Source organism: Streptomyces lateritius (assembly GCF_014649715.1).
In the GTDB taxonomy this organism is placed as follows: Bacteria; Actinomycetota; Actinomycetes; order Streptomycetales; family Streptomycetaceae; genus Streptomyces; species Streptomyces lateritius.
Genome location: NZ_BMTO01000007.1, coordinates 76,610 through 92,437 on the forward strand (window position 1 = coordinate 76,610; position 15,828 = coordinate 92,437).

Annotated in this window: 12 protein-coding genes; 6 read left to right on the forward strand and 6 right to left on the reverse strand. The window is 70.3% G+C overall.

Annotation, left to right across the window (positions count from 1 at the left end; translation table 11 throughout):
- Positions 1 to 458: 458 nt before the first annotated feature.
- Complete coding sequence (locus tag IE136_RS15630; protein ID WP_189600641.1) at positions 459 to 1,085, forward strand: DUF998 domain-containing protein; 627 nt, start codon at positions 459 to 461, stop codon at positions 1,083 to 1,085.
- A gap of 345 nt (positions 1,086 to 1,430) precedes the next feature.
- Here the strand turns inward: IE136_RS15630 and IE136_RS15635 are convergent, their stop codons facing one another.
- Entirely contained in the window at positions 1,431 to 1,928 is a 498-nt protein-coding gene (locus IE136_RS15635) for a hypothetical protein (protein WP_189600642.1), read from the reverse strand.
- A 153-nt stretch (positions 1,929 to 2,081) separates the two neighbouring features.
- Between IE136_RS15635 and IE136_RS15640 the strand changes: the two genes are divergently transcribed.
- From IE136_RS15640 to IE136_RS15650, 3 genes are all read left to right on the forward strand, one after another.
- A complete protein-coding gene (locus IE136_RS15640; RefSeq protein WP_189600643.1) occupies positions 2,082 to 2,819 on the forward strand; it encodes a hypothetical protein in 738 nt (245 codons plus the stop codon).
- A 95-nt stretch (positions 2,820 to 2,914) separates the two neighbouring features.
- A complete protein-coding gene (locus IE136_RS15645; RefSeq protein ID WP_229818872.1) occupies positions 2,915 to 3,445 on the forward strand; it encodes a toxin-antitoxin system, toxin component in 531 nt (176 codons plus the stop codon).
- Between the two features lie 13 nt (positions 3,446 to 3,458).
- Positions 3,459 to 4,661: a DUF6545 domain-containing protein gene (locus IE136_RS15650; RefSeq protein ID WP_158993463.1), complete on the forward strand. Its 1,203-nt coding sequence runs from the start codon at positions 3,459 to 3,461 to the stop codon at positions 4,659 to 4,661.
- Between the two features lie 40 nt (positions 4,662 to 4,701).
- Here the strand turns inward: IE136_RS15650 and IE136_RS15655 are convergent, their stop codons facing one another.
- Together IE136_RS15655 and IE136_RS15660 are read right to left on the reverse strand one after the other, a co-directional pair.
- Positions 4,702 to 6,537, reverse strand: a complete 1,836-nt coding sequence (locus IE136_RS15655; RefSeq protein ID WP_189600644.1) for a trypsin-like serine protease — start codon at positions 6,535 to 6,537, stop codon at positions 4,702 to 4,704.
- 284 nt (positions 6,538 to 6,821) lie between these two features.
- On the reverse strand, positions 6,822 to 7,352 hold the full coding sequence (locus tag IE136_RS15660) for a protein kinase family protein (RefSeq protein WP_189600645.1): 531 nt from the start codon (positions 7,350 to 7,352) through the stop codon (positions 6,822 to 6,824).
- 604 nt (positions 7,353 to 7,956) lie between these two features.
- Here IE136_RS15660 and IE136_RS15665 point away from each other — a divergent pair.
- Positions 7,957 to 11,337: an ALF repeat-containing protein gene (locus IE136_RS15665; RefSeq protein WP_158993459.1), complete on the forward strand. Its 3,381-nt coding sequence runs from the start codon at positions 7,957 to 7,959 to the stop codon at positions 11,335 to 11,337.
- 801 nt (positions 11,338 to 12,138) lie between these two features.
- Here the strand turns inward: IE136_RS15665 and IE136_RS15670 are convergent.
- The gene (locus IE136_RS15670; protein ID WP_189600646.1) at positions 12,139 to 13,419 is read right to left on the reverse strand and encodes an extracellular solute-binding protein; all 1,281 of its coding nucleotides are present in this window, start codon (positions 13,417 to 13,419) and stop codon (positions 12,139 to 12,141) included.
- A 505-nt stretch (positions 13,420 to 13,924) separates the two neighbouring features.
- Positions 13,925 to 14,326, reverse strand: coding sequence for a hypothetical protein (locus tag IE136_RS15675; RefSeq protein WP_189600647.1), 402 nt, complete (start codon positions 14,324 to 14,326; stop codon positions 13,925 to 13,927).
- 153 nt (positions 14,327 to 14,479) lie between these two features.
- On the opposite strand from IE136_RS15675, the gene IE136_RS15680 reads away from it, so the two are divergent.
- The gene (locus IE136_RS15680; protein WP_158993453.1) at positions 14,480 to 14,824 is read left to right on the forward strand and encodes a hypothetical protein; all 345 of its coding nucleotides are present in this window, start codon (positions 14,480 to 14,482) and stop codon (positions 14,822 to 14,824) included.
- A gap of 145 nt (positions 14,825 to 14,969) precedes the next feature.
- Here the strand turns inward: IE136_RS15680 and IE136_RS15685 are convergent, their stop codons facing one another.
- The gene (locus IE136_RS15685; RefSeq protein ID WP_158993451.1) at positions 14,970 to 15,686 is read right to left on the reverse strand and encodes an antibiotic biosynthesis monooxygenase; all 717 of its coding nucleotides are present in this window, start codon (positions 15,684 to 15,686) and stop codon (positions 14,970 to 14,972) included.
- Positions 15,687 to 15,828 lie beyond the last annotated feature (142 nt).

The window sequence follows — 15,828 nt, forward strand, 5'->3', positions numbered from 1 at the left end:
CAAGTCCCCCACTCAGCCGCCGCCGTCCTTGGTGACCGTCGACCACGACCTTCGTCCAGGACCGCGACGGATGTGACCCAGGCACGGTCGTCGAGGGGCCGAACTCGCGCGGGCGGTCGTCGGCGTGAGTGGACCGGACGACACCGTCGTGCCGGCCAAGGCTGATCTCGGTGAGGCAGCGCTGTCCGGCAGGGCGTCCGCCTCGTTTCCCCGCCCTCGACACCCCGGCAGCCGCGTCGCCGACGGCGTACACCGCGCAGCCGGCTCCGGCGCACGGAACCCGGAGATCGGAAACGGAAGGCTGCTGGGCATGTGGGGTGGGGTTCACCCGACGCATATCGGGTGGCTTGCCACCGCGCCCGCACATGCCGCCACGTGATCGACTCGTTCGAACAGGGACGTGCGGAAGAAGGTGGCAGGTGAAGGTTCGGATCGGGTGCCTCGCTTGGATGGCGGGCGTGGTGCAGTTCTTCGTCATGCATGGGATCGTCGAATCCGCGTGGGCCCAGCCCTACAGCTGGGCACGAAACAACATCAGCGACTTGGGCAACGTCCACTGCGCACTGCAGACGGAACCCGAACCGCGGTACATCTGCTCGCCCGAGCACGCCATGATGAACACCTCGTTCGTCGCCTTGGGCATATCACTCATCATCGGTGCCGCACTCACCGGCGACATGTGGCGCAAGGGCATCACCGCGGCCGTCGCACGGCTCCTCGTCGCCAGCGCCGGCGCGGGATTCGTGCTGGTCGGGCTGGCACCCGCCGACGTAGACGAAAACCAGCACTTCCTGGGCGCCCTGCTCGTCATGGGGACAGGCAACATCGGCCTTCTGCTGGCAGGTTTCGCTCTCGCGCACTACATCCCGGGACCACTGCGCCGACTGACCAGTCTGCTCGGCGTCACCGCCATCACCGCGTTCGGGCTCTTCCTCTCCCATCACTACCTCGGGCTCGGCATGGGAGGAATGGAGAGGGTCGCGGCGTTTCCGCTCCTGGTGTGGGCGCTGTTCAGCGCGGCGGGGTGCCTGTTCAACCTCACGGGCCGAGGTGCGCCTCACGCAGAGCGGCACACCAACGGCTGAGACTCCCCCGCACGGCGAGAGCCCGTCACAGCGGCGGCGAGTGGCGTGACACATCGGCGGTGCCGCCACCCTCGCGCCGGCGGCCATCTCAGCGGCGGACCGCGTCGGACGGGAAGCGTTGAGGGCCGGGCCTCGTGAGCCTCCGCGGCGGGGGTGTCTCAGCCGGCTTCTTCCGGCCCAGCCGTCAGCCTTGAGCGCATGCTGGGGTGTCCGTGGCCGCCGCGAAGGGATTCGCCCGAAAGCGTGTCCTCGCGGTCGGGGCGGGGTCAGCGCTGCCCGGACGCCGTGCCCGCACCGCGCTGCCCGCATCGCGGGCAGTCTTCGCTCGCCTCGCTCCTCGCCGCCTCACGGTTGTGGCCTGTGTGCGGGCCATGGAGAGGCCAGCTGCTCGGCGTGCTCCTCCGAGCCTCCCCAGGCCTCGGCGGCGAGGCGGGGATCGCCGGCGGTCACACGTGCCTCAAGGCGTCCGGCCTGGTCGGCCGGGCCGTCTCCGGAGACCGGGAGGGACATCCCGAACTGGAGCCAGGGTTGCCCCTCCTCTGGGCGGACGCGGGGGTGCGTCAGGACGACATGGATCCGATCGGGTTCCGCGCGGGAGGCCCAGACTTCTTCCAACTCGCATTTCCACCTGTCGAGCCAGGCCGCGCGCCTCCGCAGCTTTGCCTCCAGCAGTTGTGCGACTGCTCCGGCCGGCCACTCCCAACTGCGGTCCTCCCCAGCTCTGCGAACCTCGGCCTCGTACTGGCCCGCGTCGAACCGGAGCTCCGGCATGTCCACATCCCCCGTGGCCGGGTCACGCCAGTCCGCCCAGACGGCCTCGTCCCCGTCACGCCTGAGGGTCACGTACAGAGCGCCGCAGCATTCGGGGAGGCGATCAAGGGGTCGGGGTCGCAGGACCGCTAGGAGTCGGGAGTCGGGAGTCGGGGGATCGGTGATGACGGATCAACGGTGGTTGTTAGCCTTGCAGGGCCTCGTCCGACGACCGCGGGAGTTCTTGTGAGTGATGGGCCTGCTCGTGACCTGGTGGGCACGGTGCGTCGGATCGACTCGCTGTTGGACCGCATGGGACTGAACCGCGACGACGTGCTGCGGGTGGAGGGGGAGGGCGGGCTCTCGTACGCCTCCGGGGTGGCCGTGGAGGAGGTACGGGAACTGCTGCGTGGCGAGCGGTCCGCCGAGCCCGGCCAGGGTGTGGACGTGGTCGAGGCGCGCCACCGGCGCGTGGTCGAGCGGATCCTGTTCCTGCGCGCGACGCGGCTGCGCGCGTCCGCGGACGGCAGCAGGCGGGCCTACTCCCTGGCGGAGATCGCGGCCGGCGCGGGAACCAGTGCGCAGTGGCTCGACAAGATGATCAAGACGGGCAGGGCGCCGAACCTCGACCACGCCGCCGGGATCGCGGCATTCTTCGGAGAGAAGATCGAGTTTCTGGTCGCCGAGCCGGCCGAAGCGCTGGACCGGGTCCTCCAGCAGATCCACAAGGATCTGCTGGAGCGGACCGTGGAGCGCCAGGACCAGGATCTGCGACGTCTGCGGAGCGCGGGGGCGGCGAGCGAGGTGGACCCCGCACTCGGCGTCGTCGCGTACGCCGCCCGGGCCCTGGCCGACGTACCTGACGACACCGCGCAGCCTCTGATCGCCCTCATCGAATCCGTCGCGCGGCGCTCCAGGGAGGAGCGCGCCCGGGAGGCCCGCGCCTCCCTCGAGACCGGGGTGGTGCACAATGACGTCGATTGATCGCGGCGGCGTGGAGACCACCGCTCACCAGCGGTAACGCGCAAGGAACGATGCATGGGGGCTGTGCATCCGGCACGAGGGACGGGTGGCAGGGGGTGGGGGTCGCGCGCGAGATGAAGCGGTATCGTGACGCGCTGTTCAGGGGTCTGGCGCAGCCGGTTCCCGAGCAGCCGGTGGAGCTGCTGAAGGCGATCTGCGCGTGTGCGGCACGGCGCAGCGGGCGTGAACTGCGTTTGATGCTCGAGGAGTTCCCGCCGGGCACGGTGACGGGCCTGTGGCTGGACATGGGCGACTACGATCTGATCGTCGTCGAGGCGAACACCTCTCCTCTGCACCAGGTCGTCATCCTGGGGCATGAGCTGTGGCACCTCAAGGAGGGGCACTGCGGTCATGGCAGCGCGGCCGGTGCGATGGCCGCGGCCCGCATGCTGGGGGGTCGCTGGAGCCTTGCCGATGCGGTCGGCCATGTCGCCGCCCGTACCGAGCCGGACCTCGAAGAGGAGCGGCGTGCGGAGAAGTTCGGCCGGATGCTGGCCGACCGGGTCAGGCCCTTCCTGGAGGGCAGGCGCAGCACGACGCTCTCCGGCGAAGTGGCGGGCCGCATCTGGGCGTCGCTCAGAGGATGACGGGTGAGAAGGCGTGAATCTCTATGTCCCGGCCGCCGCGCTCGGCATCGTGCTGGTCGTCAAACTTCCCGCGCTGTTGCGGCGCTGGCGCAGTCCGGTGGTCCGCAGCGTCAACGCCGTGATCTTCCTGCAGGCCGCGGCGTTCTTCTTCTCGGCGCCGCCGACCATCACGGTCGTCAACGAGATGACCGGCGTCAGCAACTTCTCGGCGGTTCTGGTCTACTGCATCCTCTCCGCCTACGCGTGTGCGTGCCGGGTTCTCATGGAGAACTGGCGCGAGGACGTGGAGGTCCTCCCCCATACCCGCCGCCGGGTGAGGCGTTGGCTCTGGGGCCATGGTGTCGTGACCATCCTGCTCATCGGCTGTTTCGTCCTGGGCGAGGCGCCGGTCGAACGGCAGCGTGACTTCGAGACGTATTACGCCAACACCCCCTTCATGCGGGAGATGGTGCTGCTCTGCCTGTTCGCCGTCACCGCGGCTGCCGCCGCGGCGGCAGCCGCGTGCTGGAAGTGGGCGCGCGACATCCGCAGGGAGTGCCCCGAGCGGAAGACACCGGCCGGCCGCTTGCTGCGCGTCGGGCTCACCGTCCTGGCCGTCGGTTTCCTGACCAACGTCACCTACGGTTCGGCCAAGCTGGCCGCGGTCGCGGCCGCCTGGAGCGGCCGGGACTGGGAACCGCTCAACCGGGCGGCCACGTCCTTCGCCTGCCTCGGCACCCTCCTGGTCGCCGTCGGCTTCCTCACCCCCATCGTCGGGCCCTGGCTCGCCGCACAGGTGCTCGGTCCTCTGTGGACGCTGCGCGCCCTCGGACCTCTGCGGCGGACCATATGTCGCGTCGGCGGTCCCCGTGGCCGGATGCGGCTCTCCACTCCCTGGAGTGCTTGCCCCGGCCGACGCCTCACGGACCGGATGACCGACATCCACGACCGGATGCTGGAGCTCGGGGCGTACTGCTCGGACGAGGTGCGCGCGCACGCCTACGCCCAGGCCCGCCGGAACGGCAGGGCGGAGGCCGAGAGCGTCGCCATAGGACTGGCCGCGATGTTCAGGGCCGCGGCCGACGCTCGCGCCGGCGGCATGCCTGAGGACAAGGAGAAGGGCGTGGTGGCGGTTCGGGCGCTGCGTGCGGCCGAAGCCGAGTACCGCGACCTCCTGGTAGGCATCTCCCGGGCCCTTGGTGCCGTGGCCGTTCTGCCGCGCTCGACCGCGGAGTGAGGGGGCGGCCTCTCGGTCAGGCCGCCCCCGAATCGGTGGGTCAGGGACGGGCCCACTTGGTGTTGGCACCGCCGTCGCAGCCCCACAGACCCAGCGTGGAACCGTTGGCCGTGGCCTGGCCCCAGGCGTTCATGCACTGTCCGGGGTTGAGCACGGCGGTGATGGTGGTGTCGGCGTTGACGTTCCACTTCTGTTCGACGCTGCCGTCACACGGCTGGACCGAGACGCGCGCCCCCTGATTCGCACCCTTGTCGGCGGTCAGGCACTTGTCGCCGCCCACACGCAGCTCCTTGGCCGCGGTGGCGTCCCACTGCTGGTTGGCACCGCCCCAGCAGTCCCAGATCATCGCACCGGTGGTGCCGTTCCAGTCCAGGCAGCGGCCGGACTGCGCGCCACGGAAGGTGGAGCTGGCCCAGCGGGTGCCGCCGTCCTGCGCGCGGACGACGAGGGCGCTGCCCTCGAGAGCGGCGTACGCGCCGGCGCCGTTCCAGCTCTCGGTGGCCCAGAGGTTGCCGCCCCTGCCCTGGCCGCCGTCCTTGGCGTAGAGGACGAGGCTGCCGTCGGCCTGCATGTGCAGGTAGGACTGCCAGTTCCAGGAGTACTTGCCCCACAGCTCACGACCGGAGGCCGCCTCGCGGAGGAGGACGTTGCCCTGGATGTCCATCATCAGCACGGTCTGACCGTTGGTGAGCCAGGAGCCCGGCATGAGCTTGGCGCCGGAGGTGAGCTTGTCCCCGCGGGAGGAGGTGTCGCTCTGCCACAGGAGCTTGGAGACGCCCGCGCTGCCGTCCGTGGTGGTGCTGGTGTAGTGGACGCTGAGGTTGCCGTTGGCCTGCAACGTCATGCGGGCGCCGGCGTGACCGTACGTCTTGGACGCCCAGAGCACGCTGGACGGGTCCGCTTCGCTGCCGTCCTTCTTGTAGACCACGAAGTTGCCGTCGGCCTGCATCTTGGCGTACGCCCCGGGGTTGCCGCTGGTGCCGGAGACCCACAGGGCGCCGCCCCGGTTCTCGCCGCCGGTGCGGTGATAGATGACCAGGTCGCCGTTGGTCTGCATGATCAGCTTCGCGTTCGCCGACGAGATCGTCTCACCGGACCGCAGCGTCTCCCCGCCCCTGAGGACGACTGGGCGCTGCTTGACGGATTCGATCCACGAGGCGAGGTCGTCGGTGCGCGCGGCGACGGCCCCGGTGCGGGTCTCGGTGGCCGGTGCGCCGAGGCAGCCGCCCTGCCACGAGCGGCTGTTGACGCCGACCAGATTGCCGGCCGCGTCGAGCACCGGGCCGCCCGTGTCTCCCTTGCACAGGACGTCGGTTCCGTTGGCGGAGTCGAGGGCCAGGTCACCGCCGGTTGCGCTCGTGACGACGAACGCAGCGCTGTGGAGCCTGTCCGGGACCCACACCGTCTTGGTGCGACCGAAGCCGGAGGCCGACACCTGCTTGCCGGCCGCGGGGGCGGTCGTCGAGAGCTTCACCGGTGTGATGCCCTGCGCCGGGAGGTCCAGGCGAGCCAGGACCAGGTCCCGGTCGGCGCGCGGCGCCAGCTCGACGACGTTGCGGACCGTGCCGCCGGTCAGGGTGACGGTGGTCTTGCGGGCGGGCTTGCCCACGGGCACCGCCTCACCGGGCCGCTCCGCGAAACAGCTGGCGGCGGTGGCCAGCCAGAGTTCGTCCACGACCGTCCCGGTGCAGCCCCTGTTCTCGGGCCACTCACCGATCGACAGCTGAACGGTGTGGGTCAGCGTATCGGCCGGGGTGGGGGTGCCGACGGCGGCCTCCGCTGTGCCGGTGAGGCCGGTGAGCACGAGGGGAGCTGAGAGGAGAGCCGCACCGAGGGCGGCCCGTACGGGCGACTGTGCGACATGCAAACGCTTCATTTCACTTCCTGGAAGCAGGGCTCGGAGCTGAAGGGCGGTGCCTGGTGTCCGTGCCGCGCGGCGTTCGTGCGTTGCGGCGGGCGTGGCCGTAGCCGGCTCCCGGGCGTGTTGCGATGCGGGGACACGGAGGCACTGGCCTGTGTGGTGGTGTTTCGAGACGGGCGGTGGCCGACGGGAGCGCCGACGTGGATGCCCGCGGGTACGGCCGAGTCGGCGGCGGGTGACCGGACCGGCGGGTGGCCGGTCGGTGGTGTGCGGCTGGGCCGACTGCTGTGCGCGTATGCCTACTTGGTGGTGCGGATCTCCATGAGCATGAAGTCGCGGCCCTGCGAGTCGGCGCTCTCGCCGACCGGGGTCCAGGTGTTCTTCTTGACGTCGAACGTCTTCTCCTCGGTGCCGACGGTCATGTCGACCTGCGCGGAGTAGTTGTTGCCCTTGATGCTGAAGACGCTCGGGATCTCCAGAGCCAGGTAACCCCGGGTACCGGTGACCTTGAAGCAGATCCTGTCCTCCTTCTCGCGCGACCAGACCTCGAGCAGGTCGATGGCGCTGCCGCAGTCGGCGAGGACGATGTGGCCGTCGCCGCGCTTGAGGATGATGTTCCGCTCGGCGAGGATCTTGTCGGCGTTGGGATAGCCGAAGTCCTCGACGGCGAAGCCCGGTCCCTCCTCGGCGACGGCCTGCATCGCGGCGGTGTCCCTGGCGGTCCCACCCGCGGTGCCGGCGCTCGCGCCGCCGGCGATCGCCAGCCATGCCATGGCGCCGGCGGCCGTGGCCGTGGCCACCGTGCGGACGAGCGTTCTGAATGCCTTCATCCCTGTCCCAGTCGTCGGTTCCGGTCACTGTCCGGAAGAGGTGTTGCGTACGGATGTGAAGGCTCATGTCCATTCGACGAGAGATGCGTCAAAGACGGCCGTCTCTTCGTGGAAGCCCCCCACTTCGTTCGGGATCCTAGCCGATCAACCGGCATGGAAATCAAGCCCTCAAAAAGAACATGACGGCCCCTCAATCCATTACTCCCGCTCAATGACACGCGACGCCGACTGTTCCCCAGGGGCTTCTCCGGCCGATTCGTTGTCCATCGACGCATTGACGGCTGACGCGTGAGTGGTGACGTGCCTCACACCAACCCGAAGGTCCAGCGAGCGGAATGTACAGATCTAGGCAGTCGTGACCGTTCCGTGGGGCGCGTTTGCGCCATAGGGTGGCTCGTTCCACCCTATGGAATCAACGAGAATTGATTCCTCATCAACTATCGTCTAGCCAAGTCCGTTCGGGTCACCTAAGGTCATGCTGCGCACCTCTCGGACCTCGCTGTTTTTCCGTGGCCCGACGAATAAAACGCGACTCACACCTTGCTGTCCTGGCCCGGGCCGCATTGTCTTGCGGCGCGCCAGGCGCCGATAGCGAAGGACAGTTTTGGACACCATCTATTGGAGCAGGCGGCGCATTCTCGGCGCCATCGCGGCCACCACGGCCGTTGTCAGCACTTCCAGCCTCGTACTCAACCCGCTGGCGGCCTGGGCTGCCGACACTCCGCTCCCCGACGGCGACCCGTTCCTGCTGCCGGACACCGACCGGGCGAAGGTCGTCAAGGAGTGGATCCTGGGCGGCCAGGCCGTGAAGGCCGCCGCGGCGGCCGCGTTGACCGGCTCCGACGCCGACGTGCAGAACTTCCTGAGCACCAGGCTTGCCATCGAGACGGCGGAAGACAACCGCGTCGCGCTCACGAGCGGCCTCGCGGCAGCGGGCAAGGGAACCCGACGAGAGGCCAACGCCGCCCTGAACGGCGGTGACTCCGCCATCGCCGCATTCCTCGGCGGCGGGTTCGCGGCCGCTGTCCTGGAAGACCTGCGGGTCGCCACCGCCACGGTGATGGCAGGGGGCGGAAGGGCCGTCAACCGAGTCGGCAACGCCGCTCTGAACGACGGGACCCGGCCCGCCCTGGAGGCGTTCCTCACCGACGGCCAGTACAGGGCCCGGCTGGAGGACATGCGCGTAGAGACCTCCAGGCTGCTCATACAGGCCGGTCCCGAGGTGCAGAAGTACGCCGATCGGGCCCTGTCCGGCACAGCCGCGGACGTCGAGTGGTTCCTCGAGACCGGACAGCACATCGCCCGCGCCCGCGACCAGGAGCGCGCGAAGATCGAGGAACTCGTCGCCGTCGTCAAGCGCGAGGGCAGGAACGCCGAGGCGAAGACGAAGGAGGCCGAGGAGGCCTCCGCCCGCGCCGTGGACGCGGCCGCCAAGGCGAAGGAAGCCGCCGAGAAGGCCGCCGTCGAGGCCCAGGCCGCGCAGGACGACGTGGTGAAGGCCGGAAAGGCGGCCCGGAAGGCGGGCGACGCCGCGAAGGGTGCGGCCGACGCGTCGCGTGTCGCCATCAACGCTTCCCACGCCGCCGTTCAGGCGTCCCGCCGCGCCGCCTACGCCGCAGCGGCCGCCAGCCAGGCCGCCGCCACCGCGGGATCCGCCGCCGCCCGCGCCTTCAACGCGGCGATCGCCGCGTCCAGGGACGCGGCCCAGTCGGGCATCGCCAGGGATGCCGCCGTCGCCGCAAGGAACGCCGCACAGCAGGCCCGCACCGCCGCACAGGCCGCCGACCAGGCCGCCATAGCCTCGGCCAAGGCGGCGGGCGCCGGTGGCGCCGCCGCGTCGGCGGCCCGTAACGCCTCCGCCGCCGCGAACGCCTCCGCCCAGGCTGCCACCGCGGCGGGCGCGGCCCTGGCCCAGGCCCAGGAAGCCAAGCGACAGGCACAGATCGCCGGCGCCAACGCCACGATCGCCACCAACGCCGCCGGAACGGCGCAGGCACTGGCGAACGCGTCCGCGGCAGCCGCGCGTACCGCCCGGGACGCGGCGAACAGCGCGGCCGCCCACGCGGACAAGTCCGCGGAGGCCGCCGAATGGGCCGTCCAGTACGCCGGCCAGGCACTGGAGTACGCGAACAAGTCCACCGAGTTCGCCAACGAGGCCACCAAGGCCGCCAACACCGCCACCGACGCGGTCGTCCAGGCGATCGCGGTGGAGAAGAGCGCACGCGAGGCCGAGTGGCAGCGGCTGGACGAGGACACGCGGCGGGCGATCGAGGAGGTGCGCCTCCTCGGACAGATCGAGGCCCGGGAGCGGGCGGAGATCGAACGGAAGCGGACACAGGCGGAGCAGACCGCCCAGGCCACGAAGGACCTCGTCGCCCAGGCCGAGGCGGCGCTGCGGGCGGGTGACACGGGAAAGGCCACAGTCCTCGGGCGCAAGGCCGCCCTCGCCCTGATGGGTTCCAAGGGCGCGTGGTCCCAGGAGGCCGCGCGGTTCGCCCTGGCCGGCACGGACGCCGACATCCACGCCTGGATCGACACCGACCGCCAGATCGCCCAGCGGCAGGACGACCGCGAGTCCACCCTTTTCCTCGCCAAGATCGCTCAGCCGGACGTCGCCTTCGCGGCTGCCAGGGCGCTGGAGAGCACGGACGCCGACGCCGCCACGAAGTTCCTCGGCAGCGGCGCGGTCCAGGCCGCCGCCATGGACAACCGTGTCGCGATCAGCCGGCTCCTGGGCGAGAACCCCGGTCGCGCGGTGAAGGAGGCGGCGAACGCGGCGCTGGACGCCGGGACCGCCGAGGCGCTCTACGAGTTCATGACCGTCACCTTCGAGGCGGCGCAGCGGGAGGACGACGCGGTCGCGACCGCGGCCCTCCTGCACACCGGAGGCCGCTACACCCAGGCCCACGCCCAGGCCGCCATGGAGGGCCCGGCGTGGATGCGCCGCAACTTCCTCGCCTCGATCCAGTACAAGACCGCCCAGCTCGACCACGACTCCGACGCGCACATCGCGGCCATGCAGGGGGCGATCAGCGGGGCGGCGAAGATCGCCGACAAGGCGCAGGAGGATGCCGCCCGCGCCCAGGAGGCGGCGGCCGTGGCCCGTAACGCCGCGGCCGACGCGCTGCAGTGGGCGGACAGGGCAAAGGCGTCGGCCGCGCGGGCCGCCGCCTCCGCCCAGGAGGCGAACACCCTGGCGAACAAGGCCGAGCTGTCGGCCGCCAGCGCCAAGGCCTCGGCGGACAAGGCGGCCCAGGCGGCGTCCGCCGCCCGTATCGCCTCGCGTTCGGCGAACTACTCCGCCAGCCGCGCGATGGCATCCGCCCGTAGCGCGGTCGCCTCCGCCAACCAGGCGCAGGCCTCGGCCAACAGAGCGCGCAACGCCGAGCTCCAGGCGGGGAAGAACAGCGCCGAGGCGGCCGTCGCCGCGAGCCAGGCGCGCAACTTCGCGGTGACGAAGGCACAGGAGGAGATCGCTGCGGCGGCGAGACAGGCCGCCACGGAGGCACAGGCCAACAAGAATGCCGGCATCAGCCCGTGCAACGTGGCCGACTACGACACCTTCAAGGAAGAAGTCCCGGTCGGGGGCGCGATCTGGTGGGGTGACCACTTCCACAAGTGGGCCATCTACAGCGGGCTCGCGGGCGTGGGGGTGGGGGTCGTCGGGATCGGCGTCGGCCTGACTCCCGCTGCTCCCATCGCCCCGTACATCATGGCCTTCGGCTTCGGTCTGGGCGTCGGAGCGGCGATCCTGGACGTGGCCAGTGCGGTCTCCTACGGGATCGGCTACGGCTGGAAGAGCGACGAGTTCAAGAAGCAGGCCTCGATCGCTGCCCTGAGTGTCCTCACCCTCGGCGTGTCCGGGGCGATCAAGGGCGGCGCACACTTCGCCTCCAAGGGCCGCCATGCCCTGCACGAGGCCTCGCAGGTCGTACACGAGGCGGTGTCGCCGATCGTCAGCTGGCTGAGTTCGAAGGGCCACTGACGCACAGGTGACCGAACCCGCCTGAGCGGCCGGCGACGGCCTCCGCCGGGGGCGGACGGAAGGCGCCTGACCAAGGGAAACCCAGGTCAGGCGCCTTCTCGTCTGGCCTCGCTCCCGTCACCGAGCAGCACGGGAGCGAAGAGCTCCCGTGCCTCCTCCCCTCGGGACCTGTGCGCTTCTCCGCCGGCCTGCGGCCGGTATGGCACACCGGAAGCCACGATCAGATCATCCGGAGGGAACGGCCTAACTGTCAGCGGAGCGCGAACGTCTGCGTCGCCGCAGCGGTGCTGTCATCCACACCGTCAGTCCGACAAGGGAAAGGAGCAACGCCCCTCCGATGACGGTAGGGACGGCCGCGATGAGAACGGAGTGCAGCAGAAGCTCTCCCCACGTCGTCGGCTCCTCGCCCATCGTGTTCCCACCCTGTGCCATGAACGTCACAACGCCGACGAGGACCGATCAGTTCCACACGCTCGTGCTGGGAGGGCGGGCGATACCCACGGTTCGTACTCCGCCGCCCCTCCCCCGCCCCCTGCCCCTGCCCCTGCCCCTGCCCCTGCCCCTGCACACCGTGTGGGCATGGAGGAAGGCGGTCCAAGCGCGACTGCCTGGTGCGGCATGGGGACGGGCGTCGCCTCCGCGCACCTTGTGGCACTTCGGGGGGGCGACGGGCCGCGCGTCCTGTCGACCCCGTACGGCCCAGTTGCCGTGTCCGGGTGGGACGCGGACAGGAAGCGGAAGAAGAGCGAAGTGGGGAGAACCGGCGACAGGAGGAGGGTTCCCCACAGCGCCTGGGGACGCCTACGTCTGCTTCGCCATGTCCCGGACCTGCTGGGCGATGCCCTCCAGCACGGCCTTCGGGTCGGCGGACGGAGCGACGGCCTTGCCGATGTTCCGCTTGATGGTGTTGCTGACCTGCAGCCAGGACGGTTCGTTGACCGGGTAGAGCTCGGCACCGCGCAGTGCGTTCAGGAACTGCGCGCCGCTGGGGTCAGCCGCCGCGTCCTTGGAGACTTGGGTTGCGGACACCGTCGAGGGCAACAGGTGATATCGCCCGGCGAACTCGTTGAGGTTCTTGTCCTCGTAGACGAATTCCAGGAAAGAGCCCACCAGTTCACGATTGCCGTCGTGCTTGAAGGCCATCATCCAGTCGGCGACGCCCACCGACGGCAAGATCTGCCCGTCTCTCAGCGTGTCCGACACCGGCATGCTCAGAGTTCCGACCTTCATGCCCTTCGCCCTCGCCTCGTGGAGGAGCGAGGGATAGCCGTTGAGCATGCCGACCTCGCCGCGCAGAAAGGCGGCGAAGGCGTCCTGCCGGTTGTGCTCGGCCGGTGGAACCGGGCCGGTCAGGCCGGGCGCGACCAAATTGTTCTTGATCCAGCGGAACGTCTGCGTGTTCTGCTCGGACGCGATGCTGTAGCCGCCGCTGCTGTCGGCATACCCCCCGCCATTGCTCAGTTCCCAGATCAGGGCTTCGGCGTGCGCCTCCTCGGGGCCCAGCGGCAGGGCGTACGGGTAGAGCACGCCCTCCTCCTTGAGCGCTCGGGCCGCTTCCTTCAGGTCCGACCAGGTCCTCGGCGGCTTGGCTCCGGCCCTGTCGAACAGCTCCTCGTTGTAGAAGAGCAACCGGCTGCTGGCCACGAAGGGCAAGCCGTAGAGGGTGTTGCCCACGGAACCCGCCTCCGCGAGCGGCGGCAGGAAGTTCGCCTCAGCCCTGACCGACAGCAGCTCACTGGCGGCGTAGAGGCGGCCCTGCGCGGCGAAGTCGGAATAGGCGCCCATCAGGGCCACGTCCGGGGCATTGCCCTCGTCGACCAGGCGGGTGACCTCGCGGTCGACGTCGGCCCACTGGTGGAGCGTCACCTCGACCTTCTTGCCGGGGTGGGCGGCGGTGAAGGCGGCGGTCAGCTTGTCCCAGTACGCCTTGGAGCTGGTCGCCGGGCTGTTGCCGTACTCGGGGGCCACCAGGCGCAGCGTCGTCCCGCCACCGCTCCCTGACGAGCCGCAGGCGGTGACGAGGGAGCCCAGTAGTGCGAGGGCAGCCACGGAGGCGGTCGCGCCGAAGAGTCTTGGTCGCACGGACTTTCCTCTTGATCTTTTTTGGACAGTGCGTCCGGAATTCTTTCCTGGCTCGGGACGGATTTCGCCCCCTACTCAAAGGTTGTGGCCATTGCTCCAACTGCGCCGGTTGCGACTGGTGTTTTCCGATATGCCGTCACTGATTTCGACGCGCGTAGAACCCTCCGCGGTGTCCAACGCAACTCCCGGATGGAGCATTGACGAAAGGGATGACCGAAGAGGCGCATCCGCCTCACCACTCCGCCCCGGATTTGGGGGCACTGATACCCGGCCGCGGATCGTGGTTCGCGGTCACCGGGCGCCTCTCAGCAAGGCGTCTTCCATGGAGAGGGACGAACGAATGAGCATGTTCGAGGTTATGCGCGCGCTCTTGGTCCTCCTCGTCACCGCGGGCCAGGAGGGCGAAGCACGCGCTTTCGAGGCAGCCGCGGCAGGCATCCGTGTTCCGCGAGGGGAAGGGCTGTCGCGGTGGCGGTGGCGTGGGCGACAACAGTCCGCGCGGCGGTTACGACCGGGTGCCGGAGCGCTTCGGGAAGGGGAACAGGACCTGTCCCAGCGCCAGGACGCTCAGGGTGAACATCACCACGCCGAAGGGGACATGGAGCGACGGCATGTGCGCGATGCCCAGCACCACTTGTACAGAGGCGAGGACGAGGAAGCCGGATGCGTACAGGATGGGGCGGGGCGAGCCTCCGCCCGGCCGCCAGGCCAGGACGGCGGCGAGCACGTACAGCATCGACGCGCCGTACATCACGCGCGAGCCGACGTCGTGCAGCACGGCGCCGTGCGCCGAGGACAGCAGCATTCCGGCGGTCACCGCCTGGAAGAGGAGGGAAGAGGTCTGCAGGGCGAGCGCCACCCGCAGGAACGTGACTCCGCCTTGTCCCGCTGTCGTCCATGTAGCCATGACGTGTCCTCTCGTCTGCCTCGCGGCGGTGGATCGGTATGGTCTCGACAGTCCGACGACGTAGGCCCGCGGAATGTGAGGTGAAGCGGCGGCCTCGCACTCCGGCACGGTGTTTCGTCCAGGCGCGGAGAGCGGAAGCGGACGAGAAGGATCATGTGCGGCCTCGTCGGCGCCGTCTTCCACTCGGTCGAGGGCAGCGAGCGCACCGCCGAGTACCTCATTCACATCACGAGCAGCGCCCCGAGCATGGACAGCGGGCACGGCCTGGTCACCCAGCAAGCAGAAGGCCGAGCAGGTACAGCAGCTGCAGCCGCCTTGATCGGGCCGCCCCGCATCCGGGACTTGAGGGTGAGCGCCACCTACGCCAGCGCGAAGTGCCAGACCGCATGGACCTCGGCCGCACCGCCGCTGACGGCGGACGCCACGATGATCTACGACGTGAACCAGTACAGCGGTGACGACCTCCGTTGGGACCTCGCCGGCAGCCCGTCCATCTGACCGTCCGCCCGTGACAACCGCCGCCCCCGCCGGGGCGGCCTCCAGTGGGCCGCCCCGCGTCGCCCGCGTGGGCGGGGCCACGCCGCCCCTTCCCGAATCCCCCGGGAAGGGGCACAGACGCACGTCCGGCCCGACGAGACTCTGGTCAGACGCCCGCGCGCAGGCTCAGTGCAGGCGTGTACCGGCGCACCCGGCTGCCCGTCAGACCGGGGTGGTGGTGCACCGCCGCCCAGGCGTCGCTGAGCGGGGCGGCGTCCGCGGCCAGCCACTCCTCGTGGGCCCGCGCGCTCTCCCACTCGGCGTAGCCGAGGGCTCCGGCGCCATCGGTGGCGAGGTGGAAGTGGGCCGAGATCCCGCCCCGCGCCGGCCTCCTGCCGGCCTCGCTCTCGATCGCCGTGAACGCGGCGTCCACCCAGGCCCGCTGCCGCGCGGAGTCCGGCCCGTCGAACTCGACCTCGACGACGGCCACGGAGCCGGGGATGGCTGCGGCGCTCTCCTCACTCAGCACGGCGGAGCGGTACGGCGGTGCGTACCGGCGGATTCCGACCCGCTCGATCCCGGGTACGGCCGCGTCGATCTGTGCGTTACGACCGTCCCTCAGGGTCCGGAAGTAGTCCTGGTACGCCTCCTCGCTCGCCCACTGCGAGTAGTGGAGCAGCGTGGTGCCGTCCTCGCCGGCGTACACCGAGTACGAGAGCGGGCCCGGGTCCGGCCAGTCCCGGCCCTCCCACTCCTTGCGCAGAGCCTTCACGGTGGCCTGCTGGCGCTCGGGCGTTCCGACCCGCCACGTGCTGACCATGACGAGACCGGTCCCGCTCCGGTGCAGGTCGGGGCGGGCGTGCGGCAGAGCGATCGTGTTCATGGGGTGCCTCCTCGTATCGGGGCTTCAGCCTCGGACATCAAGCGCGGTTGAGGTCAAGGCGCGCGCCCGAGGTCGCCACCGCGAACGCGGACGCGGACGCGGGCGCGGGCGCGGGCGCGGGCGCGGGCGCGGGCGCGGGCGC